Raw genomic sequence first — 12,877 nt, forward strand, 5'->3', positions numbered from 1 at the left:
GGCCAGATTTTACTTTCGCGCCCCTTGCAGCTTGGGTTTGTCGTGTTTTCAGGCTAAATTGCGGCCGTTGGCCAATCGCCCAGCCGGCCCGCCCGGCGACGAGGAAGCAACGCAGCGGAGGAGACCGGTTGCGTTGCCCTCATTCCTCGGCCAGCGCGCCCGCCCTCTCCTTCTGAAGCGCAACCGCTTTTGAGTAAGGAGCTTCCCATGAACACGACTTCAGCGCTGACCCTGGCGCTTGTCTGCGGGGTGATTGCCGTGGCCTACGGGCTGTGGGCGCGCCACTGGATTCTTTCGCAGGACGCGGGCAACGCCCGCATGCAGGAAATCGCCGCGGCCATCCAGACGGGTGCGGCGGCGTACCTGGCGCGCCAGTACCTGGCGATTGCCATCGTCGGCGTGGTGCTGGCGGTGCTGATTGCGCTGGCCATCGACCTGACCACGGCGGCGGGCTTCGTCGTCGGCGCGGTACTGTCGGGCGCCTGCGGCTTCATCGGCATGAACGTGTCGGTGCGCGCCAACGTGCGCACGGCGCAGGCGGCCACGCGGGGCATGGGCCCGGCGCTGCAGGTGGCCTTTCGCGGCGGGGCGATCACCGGGATGCTGGTGGTGGGCCTGGGGCTGCTGGGCGTGGCGGGCTTTGCGTGGTTTCTGCTGTCGCGCGGCACCGGCACCACCACGCCGCTGGCGGTGCTGCTGAACCCGTTGATCGGCTTTGCCTTTGGCTCGTCGCTGATTTCGATCTTTGCGCGCCTGGGCGGCGGCATCTTCACCAAGGGCGCCGACGTGGGCGCCGACCTGGTGGGCAAGGTAGAGGCAGGCATCCCCGAGGACGACCCGCGCAACCCCGCCGTGATCGCCGACAACGTGGGCGACAACGTGGGCGACTGCGCTGGCATGGCCGCCGACTTGTTTGAAACCTACGCCGTGACGCTGATCGCCACGATGGTGCTGGGCGCCCTGCTGGTCACCGGCGGGCAAATGCAGGCTGTGATGTACCCGCTGGCGCTGGGCGCGGTGAGCATCGTGGCGTCAATCATCGGCACCTTCTTTGTCAAGGCGTCGGCGGGCATGAAGAACGTGATGCCCGCGCTGTACAAGGGCCTGGCGGTGGCGGGCGTGCTGTCGCTGATCGCGTTTTACTTCGTCACCGCCTGGATCATTCCAGACAGCGCCATCGCGCCCAGCGGCAGCGTGATGCGCCTGTTTGGCGCCTGCGCGGTGGGCTTGGTGCTGACGGCCGGGCTGGTGTGGGTGACCGAGTACTACACCGGCACGCAATACAAGCCCGTGAAGCATGTAGCGCAGGCCAGCACGACGGGACACGCTACCAACATCATAGCGGGCATCGGGGTCAGCATGAAGTCCACCGCGTGGCCGGTGCTGCTGGTGTGCGCGGCGATTGTGGCCTCGTACGGGCTGGGCGGGCTGTACGGCGTGGCGGTGGCGGCCACGTCGATGCTCAGCATGGCGGGCATCGTCGTCGCGCTGGACGCCTACGGCCCCATCACCGACAACGCGGGCGGCATCGCCGAAATGGCCGAGATGCCCGCCAGCGTGCGTGCCATCACCGACCCGCTGGACGCGGTGGGCAACACCACCAAGGCGGTGACCAAGGGCTACGCCATCGGCTCGGCCGGGCTGGCCGCGCTGGTGCTGTTTGCCGACTACACGCACAAGCTGGGCGTGCTGGGCGCGCACGTCAGCTTTGATTTGTCGAACCCGATGGTGATCGTGGGCCTGTTCATCGGCGGGCTGATTCCCTACCTGTTCGGCGCCATGGCGATGGAGGCGGTGGGCCGCGCCGCAGGCAGCGTGGTGCAAGAGGTGCGCCGCCAGTTTCGTGACATTCCCGGCATCATGACCGGCCAGGCCAAGCCCGAGTACGGCCGCGCCGTCAGCATGCTGACCAGCGCCGCCATCAAGGAAATGATGGTGCCCAGCCTGCTGCCGGTGGTGGCGCCCATCGCCGTGGGCCTGCTGCTGGGGCCGCAGGCGCTGGGCGGCCTGCTGATGGGCACCATCGTCACCGGGCTGTTCGTGGCCATCAGCATGTGCACGGGCGGCGGCGCGTGGGACAACGCCAAGAAATACATCGAGGACGGCCACCACGGCGGCAAGGGCAGCGAAGCCCACAAGGCGGCCGTGACCGGCGACACCGTGGGCGACCCGTACAAGGACACGGCCGGCCCGGCGGTGAACCCGCTGATCAAGATCATCAACATCGTGGCGCTGCTGATCGTGCCGCTGGTGGTGCAGCTGCACCCCGGCAGCGCAGCCCCCAGCGCGGTGATCACCCCCGCACCGGCCGGCATGGCCGCGCAGCCAGACGCCGATTCGGTGCAGGTCGAAGGCGAGGTGGTGCGCTTTTACTTCGCCACTGGCCAGGCCAGCCCGCACCCCGACGGCGGGCGCGCGCTGGCCGTGATCGCCAGCGGCGTGCAGGCGGGGCGCACGGCGGTGATCAGCGGCTATGTGGACAGCACCGGCAGCGCCGCCGCCAATGAGCAGATCGCCCGGCAGCGCGCCTTGGCGGTGCGCGATCTGCTCAAGACCCTGGGCGTGCCGGACGACCGGATCGAGCTGGTCAAGCCAGCCGACATTCAGGCGGGCAGCGGCGCGCAGGCGCGGCGAGTGGACGTGACGCTGCGCTGACCGGCTGCATCGCGGTCGCCGGGGCATGGGGCGGCCTTGGCCGCTCTTTCTCCTGCGCAGGCAAGAACTATGCTTTTAATAGCTGCCACCGCAGGCAGCACCGGCGCTAGAGGGCTAAAACACACCCAACCGCTGGCGCCACGCCACGCGCGCCGCCGCCGACCTCACCGCTGCTCGCGCCGCCCCAGCAGCGCCAGCATGGCCAGCAAGCTGAACAGCGCGCCGGCGGCAAACGTCCAGGCCGGGCCCGCGTATTCCCACAGCAGCCCCGCCACCACGCTGGCCGCCAGCAGCGCCACGCCGCTGACCAGGTTGAACATGCCGAACCCCGTGCCACGCAAATCGGCCGGCGCGGTGTGGGCCACCATGGTGGCCAGCAGACCCTGAGTCATCCCCATGTGCACGCCCCACAGCGCCACACCCCACAGCAGCCCGCCCCAATGCGTGGCCAGCGCCAGCACGACGTCCGCGGCGATCAGCACCGCCATGCCGCCCAGCAGCAGCGCGCGGTGCGACACGCGGTCTGACAAGCGGCCGAACGGGTAGGCGCACAGCGAATACACGCCGTTCATTGCCACCATCACCAGGGGCACCAGCGCCACCGCCACGCCCAGCTGCTGGGCGCGAAGCACCAGAAAGGCTTCAGAAAAGCGCGCCAGCGTGAACACCGCGCCCACGCCCACCACCGCCCAGTACGCGCGCGGCAGCCGCCGCAGGTTCGCACGCGAAATCGGGTTGGTGCGCGCCGCGCCAGCGGGGCGCGGTGGCTCCTTCACGCCCCAAATCAGCACCAGCACCGACAGCACCGCCGGAACCACCGCCACCGCGAACACCGCGCGGTAGTCGTTGGCCCACAGCAGCATCAGCCCCACGGCCAGCAACGGGCCGATGAAGGCGCCCACCGTGTCCAGTGACTGACGCAGGCCGAACGCGGCGCCGCGCTGCTCGGGCGGGGCGATGTCGGCCACCAGCGCGTCGCGCGGGGCGCCGCGAATGCCCTTGCCCACGCGGTCCAGCAGGCGCCCGGTCACGATCAAGCCCGGCCCCGAAGCCAGCGCAAACAGCGGCTTGCTGAGCGCGCCCAGCCCGTAGCCCAGCACGGCCAGGGGCTTGCGGCGGCCAAACCAGTCGCTGATCGCGCCGGAGAACACCTTGAGCATCAACGCCGTGGCTTCCGCCAGGCCCTCCAGCAGGCCCACCAGCGCCACGCTGATACCCAGCGTGCCCACCATGAAGAGCGGCAGCAGCGCGTGGATCATCTCGGAGGAGATGTCCATCAAGAGGCTGACGAAGCCCAGCGCCCAGATGCCGGCGGGCAACTTGCGGCGGGCGGCGGCGCGGGGGTCTGGTTCAGGGGGCAAGACGGGGCAGCTTTCGCAGGGTAGCCGGCGGGCGGCAAGGCGCCCATCGTATGCGGGAAGGCCTTGGCGGGCGTGGTACAACCCTGCCCAACTATTGCCGCGCCCCACGCGGCCCCCGTGCATGAACCAACCCGAACCGGCGCGCGACCCCGTGCGCGAACCCCACCAGCCCATCGAGGCGTACTACCGCACCGAGGCCGAGCGCGCCGGATTCCTGCGCGAGATTTTTGACTCCACCGCCACCGACTACGACAAGGTCGAACGCATGCTGGCGCTGGGCACCGGCCCGTGGTACCGGCGCCAGGCGCTCAAGCGCGCCGGCCTGGCACCCGGCATGCAGGTGGTGGATGTGGGCTTTGGCACCGGGCTGGTGGCGCAGCAGGCGATTGCCATCATTGGCGACCCCGCCCTGCTGACGGGCGTGGACCCCAGCCCCGCCATGATGGGCGCCAGCCCGCTGGCGCAGAAAGTCAAGCTGGTCGAGGGCAAGGCCGAACGCATCCCGCTGCCCGACAACAGCGCCGACTTCATCAGCATGGGCTACGCGCTGCGCCACATTGGCGACCTGAGCGCGGCGTTCCGCGAATTCCACCGCGTGCTCAAGCCCGGTGGGCGGTTGTGCATTCTGGAAATCACTAAGCCCGAGGGTCGCCTGGGCACGGCGCTGCTCAAGGGCTACATGCGCGGCTGGGTGCCGCTGGCGGCATGGCTGTCGGGGTCGGGCACGCACACCCCGAAGATCTGGCGCTACTACTGGGACAGCATCGAAGCCTGCGCGCCACCGGCCAGCATCATGCAAACCCTGCGCACCGCCGGGCTGGAGAACGTGGATCGGTACGTCGAGCTGGGCACCTTCTCGGAATACCGTGCCCGCAAGCCGGGCTGAAGCCCGCGCGCAGCGCAGCGTCCGCCCCCCGCCAATGCAGATGCAGATGCCGCAGCGCCATGCCCGCCGTCGCCAGCCCAGCCGCCCTGCCCGCAACTTGCTCACGCCGCGCCTGCCTGTGCGCGGCCCTGGCCGGTGCGCTGGCGCTGGCCGGCTGCATGCCGCCCATCCGCCCGCTAGGCGCCCGCATGGACCGCCTGCTTGAACCGGCCGTGCCCGGCCAGCGCGCCGACACGCTGCTCGTGCTGCTGCCCGGCGCCTACGACACCCCGCAGGATTTCCAGCACCAGGGCTTCGTGCAGGCGGTGCGGCAGCGGCAGTTGCCCGTCGACCTGCTTTTGCTGGACGCACACACCGGCTACTACACCGCCCAGCAAATCACCGACCGCCTGCTGCACGAGGTGGTGGCGCCCGCCCGGGCCGAGGGCTACGCGCGCATCTGGCTGGTGGGCATTTCGCTGGGTGGCTACGGCGCCTTGCTGTTTGCGCAGCAGCACCCGCAGCTGGTGGACGGCCTGTTCGTGATGGCCGCCTTCCTCGGGCGTCGCGACTTGCCCGCCGCCATTGGACAGGCGGGCGGCCTTCGCGCTTGGGATGGCCGGCTGGATGGTGCCGACGCGCACGACCTGGCCCTGTGGCGCTGGTTGCGCGAACGCGCACTCTCGCCCAACGCACCCCAACCGCCTCTGTGGATCGGCTACGGCGACAGCGACCGCTTTGTCGCCAGCAACCGGCTGATTGCCGCCACCCTGCCGCCTGAGCACGTGCTGGTAACCGACGGCGGCCACACCTGGGCGCCGTGGCAGCGCCTGTGGGGCGAGTTTCTCGATCGGCACCCGTTTCACACGCCTGGCGCCAATAGCTGAGCGCGCGCCTGCACCGCGCCGCCTGGCAGCCGCCGCCCACAGCGCCCAGCGCCCAAAACCCCACGGTGCCACGAACTTGACGCACCGTCCCTTCTAAAATCACGCCGCAAGCTGCCGACCTCAGGCGCCGATTGGGCGGCCTTGAGTCCGGCCGCACTCGATCAAGGGGCGACGTCGTGACTTATCCACTTTCCAACGTCTTGCGCGCCGCGACGGCCGCGCTGGCCCTGTGCACCACCGGCGCCTGGGCGCAAACGGTGGGCACGTGCACGGGCGCGCCGGTTCAGATCAACTTCGCGGGGGCCTACCCCGTGGGCGACTATTCGGCGCTAAACAGCTTCGCCTTTCCGGCCAGCAGCGCATCCAACAGCTCTTCCACCGTGGGTTTCAGCTTGGACGTGACGCGCGCCGCAGCCAACCCGGCGAACATCCTGAAGTTCGAGAATTCGTCGGTCGCGCTGCCCGACAACAGCTCCAGCCCTGCGCCGTGGTTTGTGGTGGCGCGCACCAACATCCAAACGCCTGGCGACGTGGCCACGGTGCGCTACAGCTTCAGCCAGCCGGTGGGCAACATGGGCTTTGCCGTCGGCAGCATCGACAGCGGCGGCTCGCTGGAGCAGGTCACCATCACCGCCCACTACGCCGACGGCACATCGGGCCCCATCACCACGGCCGTGCCGTACCCCAGCGCCCCGCTGCCGCCCAGCGCATGGCCCAGCCAGCCCACCGTGTACTACGCCGCGCCGGGCTCGTCTGCCGCCAACGGCGTATTTGCTGGCAATGGCTCCGTCTACGTCGCCATTCCCGCCAGTCGCCCGGTGACCAGCGTCGACGTGGCGTACGCCATCGTGGCCACCACCACGGGCGGCATCGGCATGACGCCCCCCACCTTCATGCAATGCAACCCGCCAGCGCCCCAGGCGGTGCCCACGCTGAACGCCGCCTGGCTGTTGGCGCTGGCCCTTGGCCTGGCGGGCGCCACCGCGCTGGCCCTGCGCCGGCGCCGCGCCTGAAGTCGCTGCCCGCCCACGTTTAACATGCGCCATCCCCTGCTGGAGATGGCCATGAAAACCCTGACCGATCAGCTGGCGCAATACGCCACCTACCACCGCGACCGCCGCAACATCGCCACGCACCTCGTCGGCATTCCGATGATCTTGCTGGCCCTGCAAGTGCTGCTGTCGCGCCCGGTGCTGGCCGACGCTGGCGTGCCGGTCACACCGGCGCTGATCCTCACCGCCATCACCGCCCTGTACTACCTGCGGCTCGACCGCCCGCTGGGCGCGCTGATGGCGCTGCTCATGGCCGCGGGCCTGGCGCTGGCGTGGCCCTTGGCTTCGCAGAGCACGCCGCTGTGGCTGTGGAGCGGGCTGGGCCTGTTCGTGCTCGGCTGGGTGATCCAGTTCGTGGGGCACTTCTGGGAAGGCCGCAAACCCGCCTTCGCCGACGACCTGATGGGCCTGGTGATCGGCCCGCTGTTCGTGGTGGCCGAAGTGGTGTTCGCCCTGGGCGGGCGGCGCGCCCTGCACGACGCCATCACCGCCCGCGCAGGCCCGCTGCGCTCTGGCAGCACGGTGGCTGCGCAGCCCTCGGCAGACACCAAAACACTATAGATTAAATAGCGCCCGGCGCTCTGTGCACCAGCGCCATCGGCCGTTCTGGTTCATATTCGCCGCCGTGGCGCACGCCAGCGGCAGCGCCAGCGCAGCGGCGGCGATCTGCGCAACAATGCGCGGATGCAACTGAACTTCATCGCCAACCAATCCGTGCCCTCGCCCACCGGGCGCATCCTGCCCGTGATCGACCCGTCGGACGGGCAGGTGTTTGACGAGATCCAGCGCAGCGATGCGCGCGACATCGACGCGGCAGTGCAGGCCGCGCGCGCTGCATACGAAGGCGCATGGGGCCAGTTGTCGGCGGCAGAGCGTGGGCGCCTGTTGATCGCGCTGGCCGAAAAGGTGGCCGCGCACGCCGACGAACTGGCCCTGCTGGAGCAGCGCGACTGCGGCAAGCCCACCAAGCAGGCGCGTGCCGACGCCACGGCGCTGGTGCGCTATTTCGAGTTCTACGCCGGCGCCTGCGACAAGCTGCACGGCGAAACCATTCCCTACCAGAACGGCTACAGCGTCTGGACCTGGCGCGAGCCGCACGGCGTGACCGGCCACGTGATTCCGTGGAACTACCCGATGCAAATCTTCGGGCGCAGCGTGGGCGGCGCACTGGCCGCGGGCAACGCCTGCGTGGTCAAGCCCGCCGAGGACGCGTGCCTGAGCCTGATCCGCGTGGCGCAGCTGGCGGCCGAGGCGGGCTTTCCGCCCGGCGCGATCAACATCGTCACCGGCTACGGGCACGAGGTGGGCGACGCGCTGGCGCGCCACCCGGGCATCGACCACATCAGCTTCACCGGCGGCCCCAAGGTGGGCACGCTGATCCAGCAGGTGGCGGCCGAGCGGCATTGCCCCGTGACGCTGGAGCTGGGTGGCAAAAGCCCGCAAATCATCTTTGCCGATGCCGACCTGGACGCCACGCTGCCCGTGGTGATCAACGCCATCGTGCAAAACAGCGGGCAGACCTGCTCAGCCGGATCGCGCGTGCTGATCGAGCGGCCGATTTACGACAGCTTTCTGGCACGCCTGGCCGCCGCGTTTGAGCAGCTGCGCGTCGGCCCCGCCGCGATGGACCTGGACCTGGGCCCGCTGATCCGCCAGACGCAGCAGCAGCGCGTGTGGGATTTTTTGAGCGACGCGCAGGCGGCAGGCATCAAGCAGGTGGCGCAAGGCCAGGTGGTGGACGAGGCGCCCGAGGCGGGCTTCTACCAGGCTCCAGTGCTGCTGGCCGACGTGCCGGTGAACCACCGCATCGCGCAGGAAGAGGTGTTCGGCCCGGTGCTGGCCGCCATGCCGTTCCAGAGCGAAGATGAGGCGGTGCAGCTGGCCAACGCCACACCCTTCGGCCTGGTGGCGGGCGTGTGGACGGAAAACGGCGCGCGGCAGTTTCGGATGGCGCGGCGCGTGAAGGCCGGGCAGGTGTTCATCAACAACTACGGCGCCGGCGGCGGGGTGGAGCTGCCCTTTGGCGGCTACAAGTCCAGCGGCTACGGGCGCGAAAAGGGCTTTGAGGCGCTGTACGGCTTCACCGTGCTCAAGACCGTGGCCGCGCGCCACGGGTGATACTACGTTTTTGATAGCTGCTGGCGCTGTTGCCACCTGCACTGCAGGCCGATTTGACTACGTAAATCCGGCACTCAGGGCGCGGACAAAGCCCGTGCGGCGGCGCGCGCACCTGCCCCCGCGGCGCGTCAGCTGTCTTCGCCCGGAAACGCCAGCCGCGCCTGTTCAAACCGCGCGGCAAATTCGCGCCGCAACTCACGCCGCAACTGGGCGGCGTGGTGGCGCCGCCGCTGCACGGGGGTGACGGGCGTAAGCGGCGGCACGTCGGCGGGCCGGCCTTCGTCATCGACCGCCACCATGGTGAAAAAGCAGCTGTTGGCGTGCCGAACCACGCGGTCGCGGATGTTTTCGGTCACCACTTTCACGCCAATTTCCATCGACGTGCGGCCAGTGAAATTGACGCTGGACAGAAAGGTGACCAACTCACCCACGTGGATGGGTTGCAAGAAGGTGACCTGATCGACCGACAAGGTCACCACATAGCGCCCGGCGTAGCGGCTGGCGCAGGCGTAGGCCACCTGGTCGAGCAGCTTGAGGATGGCGCCGCCGTGCACATTGCCCGAGAAGTTGGCCATATCGGGCGTCATCAGCAAGGTCATGCTGAGCTGGTAGTTCTGCGACGGGTTGGAATCCATGTCTTGATGGTGGTCAATAAAAAAGGCCCGGTCAAGCCGGGCCTGGAAGCGCGTTGGCGTGCAGGCGGGCGCTGCTCAGCGACGGCCGCCCAGCAGGCCGCTGCCCAAGCGGATCAGGTCGGACAAATCCACCTTGCCATCGCCATCGGTGTCGAGCACAGCGTTCATCAAACCGCCACCCAGGCCGCCTTGCTGCTGCACCTCGGCGTGTTGCTGGCCGAGCATGCCGCCCAGGGCGCCCGCGTCCATGCCGCGCGTGCTGACCTGCTTGGCCAGATAGGCCATGACGATGGGCGCCAGGATTTTCAGCAGGTTGCCTGCCTGGCTGCTGCTCATGCCCGCGACTTGGCCCAGGCCCGATTCGGCGCGCGGCTGGGCGCTGCCGAAGATATTGCCCAGAATGCCGCCCGCATCCATCTGGCGGCTGGCGGGCGCGCCGCCACCCAGCACGCTGCCCAGCAATCCGCCCAGGCCACCCAGACTGCCCAGCGCTCCCGCAGCCCCCGCGTTGCCGCCCGCGCCGCCCATCAGGCTGCCGAGCAAGCCGCCCAAGTCCAGCCCGCCGGCGCCCGCACCGGAATGGTCACGCTGCAGCGCAGAAAACAGCGCCTCGGCGCCGCCTTCGCTTTGGGTGTTGCGCCCCATGGCGCCCAGAATCATCGGCAACGCCGCCGCAATCGCGGTGGAGGCGGTGCTGGGGTCGGTGCCCAGTTGCTGCGCAATCTGCCCGGTGGGCGCGCCCTGCAGTTGGCGCATCAGGTCGTCGATGAGGGGTGTGGTCATGGCGTTGGGAACCTTCCGGGAAATGGCGGGAACAATGAAGCCGGCATGGTACTGGGCGCGCCGCGTGTCGCGCCACCTCGGCTGGCTACACTGCCCGCTAATTCACACGACCGTCCGTTTTTTGCCTAAGGAGACAGCCCCATGCGCGTGCCAGGAAAGTCCATCATCGTCACGGGTGCCGGGGGTGGCATCGGCGAGGGCATTGCACTGCGGCTGGCGGCCGAGGGCGCGAGCGTCATCGTCAACGACCTGCAGCCGGCGCTGGGCGAAAAGGTGGCGGCCGACATCGCCGGGGCGGGCGGCAATGCACTGTTCGTGCAGGCCGACGTGACCCAGGGCGCCGATTGGCAGCGCCTGGTGCAGGCCGCGCAGGATTTCGGCGGCGGCCGGCTGGATGTGATCGTCAACAACGCGGGCTGGACGCACCGCAACCGCCCCATGCTCGAAGTCAGCGAAGCCGAATTCGACCGCGTGTACGACGTCAACATGAAAAGCATCTACTGGAGCGCCATCCACGGCGTGCCTGCGCTCAAGGCCGCGGGCGGCGGCAGCTTCATCAACATCGCCTCCACCGCCGGCGTGCGCCCCCGCCCCGGGCTGACTTGGTACAACGGCAGCAAGGCGGCGGTGATCGTCACCAGCAAATCGATGGCCGCCGAGCTGGGGCCGGACAACATCCGCGTGAACTGCATCAACCCGGTGTTCAACCCCGACACCGGCCTGTCGGCCGAGTTCGCGGGCGGCCCGGTGGACGACGCGCGCCGCGCCAAGTTTCTGACCACCATCCCGCTGGGGCGCTTTTCCACTGCGCTGGACGTGGCCAACGCCGCGCTCTACCTGGCCAGCGACGAGGCGGCCTTCATCAGCGGGGTGTGCATCGAGGTAGATGGGGCGCGCTGCGCCTGATGCGCAGGCAGAGCGATTCGCCGTGGCATGGCACGCCACGCGCTGCCGATCGCTCAGCCCCTGTCCGCCTGCATCGGTTGCTGCCAGGCCAACGCTAGGTTGCGATGCCTGCAGCGTGATTTTTTTGACGAGATCAAGCACCACCCGGCCAGCTTCGGCCCTTGAAGCCGGAGACTGAAACCAAGTGCTACGTTATCCTGCGTTGGACGCAGCGCGCCTGCTGCTGCCCTGACGGCTGCGGCAGCACAGACAGGCGGCGTGCAGCCGCACCCACCACATCCGCGCCGGCCAGTCTTTTCGCCGGTACCTCTGGCCGTAACCTGGATTGACACGATGACAACCACTCGACAGATGGCACTCGCGGCTGCAGCCATGTGGGCGGCCGCCTCCGCTCAGGCTGTGACGGTTCCGCCAGCGTTCACGGGAACCACTGCACCCAATTGGACGCTGCACGACGACGCGGCTCTGACCGCTGGCCCCGCGCTCAACCTTGACCCTGATGGCCAGGGCTGGCTGCGCCTGACGCCCGACATAGCGCGCCCAGGCCCGCCGTACGTCAAGGGCTCCGCCATCTACAACATACCGTTTTCTTCAAGCGATGGGATCCAGGCGACGTTCCAGTACGCCACCTACCGCGATCCTGCGAACACAAGCAGCAACCCGCTGGCGGACGGTCTGTCGTTCTACCTGTTCGACGGCACCGCCAACAGCGCTCCGGGTGCGGGCGGTGGTTCGCTCGGCTACTCATCCTCAGACGAAACGGCCCCCAGGTCGCCGGGTGTGACCGGGGGCTACGTCGGCGTCGGGCTCACCGAATGGGGCGCGTTTTCGTTGCCTGTATTTGGCGGCGGCTGTGCTGCCGGTGCGGTGGGTTGCACCACCACGCAGTCCCCTGGCATCACGGTGCGCGGGGCGGGCACGGTGACCAGCGATTACCCGCAGCTGGCGCACGCCAACGCCAGCATGACCACCAGCGATCGCGCTGGCGCACGCACCGTGCGGGTCACGATCACACCTGCTCCCGCCGTGTTGATGACGGTGGAGATGGATTCGGGCAGCGGCTTTGTCCCCTACATCCAGCAGTTGCCATTGGGCACCATCAACGGGACGCCGCCCGCCACGTTCAAGCTGGGTTTCAGCGCGGCCAACGGGCAATACTCGGGTGTTCACGAGGTGCGCTTTCTCGGCATCCAGGGCTCACGCACCCCCACCGTCACATTGAGTGCCAACCGCGGCCAGTGCGGCCCGGCCACGCTGACCGCCGCCGTGGCAGGCGACGGCGTGGGCGCCGCCCCAACGGGCACCGTCACCTTTGTGGACCAAGGCGGCGCCACGTTGGGCACCGCCACCGTGGATCCGGCCACCGGCCAGGCGCAGTGGGCCGGCGCGCTGCCCAGCGGTGTGCAAACCGTGACCGCGCGCTACGCCGGCGACCCGGTCTACGTGGCGGGCGCTTCAACCGCCTTAGCCCAGACAGCGACTACGCCTTGCCCCGACCCCATCCCGACGCTGGGCCACTGGGCGGCTGCGCTGCTTTCTGCCGCGCTCGCACTGGTAGGCGCTCTGTCCTGGCGCAAGCGCCAGGCAGCGGATCACCGCTAAGCGCTTCGCCCAC

At 69.1% G+C, this 12,877-nt stretch carries 11 protein-coding genes; 8 read left to right on the forward strand and 3 right to left on the reverse strand.

Translation table 11 applies throughout. The features are described 5' to 3' along the window. Positions 1 to 207 precede the first annotated feature (207 nt). The gene (locus C6570_RS14420; protein ID WP_106703838.1) at positions 208 to 2,655 is read left to right on the forward strand and encodes a sodium-translocating pyrophosphatase; all 2,448 of its coding nucleotides are present in this window, start codon (positions 208 to 210) and stop codon (positions 2,653 to 2,655) included. 164 nt (positions 2,656 to 2,819) lie between these two features. Here the strand turns inward: C6570_RS14420 and C6570_RS14425 are convergent, their stop codons facing one another. Beyond that, the gene (locus tag C6570_RS14425) at positions 2,820 to 4,016 is read right to left on the reverse strand and encodes an MFS transporter (RefSeq protein WP_245896206.1); all 1,197 of its coding nucleotides are present in this window, start codon (positions 4,014 to 4,016) and stop codon (positions 2,820 to 2,822) included. A 121-nt stretch (positions 4,017 to 4,137) separates the two neighbouring features. Here C6570_RS14425 and C6570_RS14430 point away from each other — a divergent pair, with 121 nt between their 5' ends. The 5 genes from C6570_RS14430 (at position 4,138) to C6570_RS14450 (ending at position 8,938) form a co-directional block, all read left to right on the forward strand. After that, positions 4,138 to 4,902, forward strand: coding sequence for a class I SAM-dependent methyltransferase (locus C6570_RS14430; RefSeq protein WP_106703840.1), 765 nt, complete (start codon positions 4,138 to 4,140; stop codon positions 4,900 to 4,902). 59 nt (positions 4,903 to 4,961) lie between these two features. Beyond that, entirely contained in the window at positions 4,962 to 5,768 is an 807-nt protein-coding gene (locus C6570_RS14435) for an alpha/beta hydrolase-fold protein (RefSeq protein ID WP_106703841.1), read from the forward strand. Positions 5,769 to 5,944: 176 nt separating this feature from the next. Further along, positions 5,945 to 6,781 carry a hypothetical protein gene (locus tag C6570_RS14440; RefSeq protein ID WP_123812273.1) on the forward strand — a complete coding sequence of 279 codons (837 nt, stop codon included), beginning with the start codon at positions 5,945 to 5,947 and terminating at the stop codon, positions 6,779 to 6,781. Positions 6,782 to 6,832: 51 nt separating this feature from the next. After that, a complete protein-coding gene (locus C6570_RS14445) occupies positions 6,833 to 7,381 on the forward strand; it encodes an Mpo1 family 2-hydroxy fatty acid dioxygenase (RefSeq protein WP_106704722.1) in 549 nt (182 codons plus the stop codon). Between the two features lie 123 nt (positions 7,382 to 7,504). After that, positions 7,505 to 8,938: an aldehyde dehydrogenase family protein gene (locus C6570_RS14450; RefSeq protein ID WP_106703843.1), complete on the forward strand. Its 1,434-nt coding sequence runs from the start codon at positions 7,505 to 7,507 to the stop codon at positions 8,936 to 8,938. Positions 8,939 to 9,066: 128 nt separating this feature from the next. Here C6570_RS14450 and C6570_RS14455 read toward each other — a convergent pair whose 3' ends face one another. Beyond that, positions 9,067 to 9,573: an acyl-CoA thioesterase gene (locus C6570_RS14455; RefSeq protein WP_106703844.1), complete on the reverse strand. Its 507-nt coding sequence runs from the start codon at positions 9,571 to 9,573 to the stop codon at positions 9,067 to 9,069. 75 nt (positions 9,574 to 9,648) lie between these two features. Continuing rightward, positions 9,649 to 10,356: a DUF937 domain-containing protein gene (locus C6570_RS14460; protein ID WP_106703845.1), complete on the reverse strand. Its 708-nt coding sequence runs from the start codon at positions 10,354 to 10,356 to the stop codon at positions 9,649 to 9,651. 141 nt (positions 10,357 to 10,497) lie between these two features. Between C6570_RS14460 and C6570_RS14465 the strand changes: the two genes are divergently transcribed. After that, on the forward strand, positions 10,498 to 11,262 hold the full coding sequence (locus tag C6570_RS14465) for an SDR family oxidoreductase (protein WP_106703846.1): 765 nt from the start codon (positions 10,498 to 10,500) through the stop codon (positions 11,260 to 11,262). 333 nt (positions 11,263 to 11,595) lie between these two features. Beyond that, positions 11,596 to 12,864, forward strand: a complete 1,269-nt coding sequence (locus tag C6570_RS14470; protein ID WP_106703847.1) for an IPTL-CTERM sorting domain-containing protein — start codon at positions 11,596 to 11,598, stop codon at positions 12,862 to 12,864. Positions 12,865 to 12,877 lie beyond the last annotated feature (13 nt).

Origin of the sequence: Ottowia oryzae (genome assembly GCF_003008535.1) — a bacterium.
GTDB lineage: Bacteria > Pseudomonadota > Gammaproteobacteria > Burkholderiales > Burkholderiaceae_C > Ottowia > Ottowia oryzae.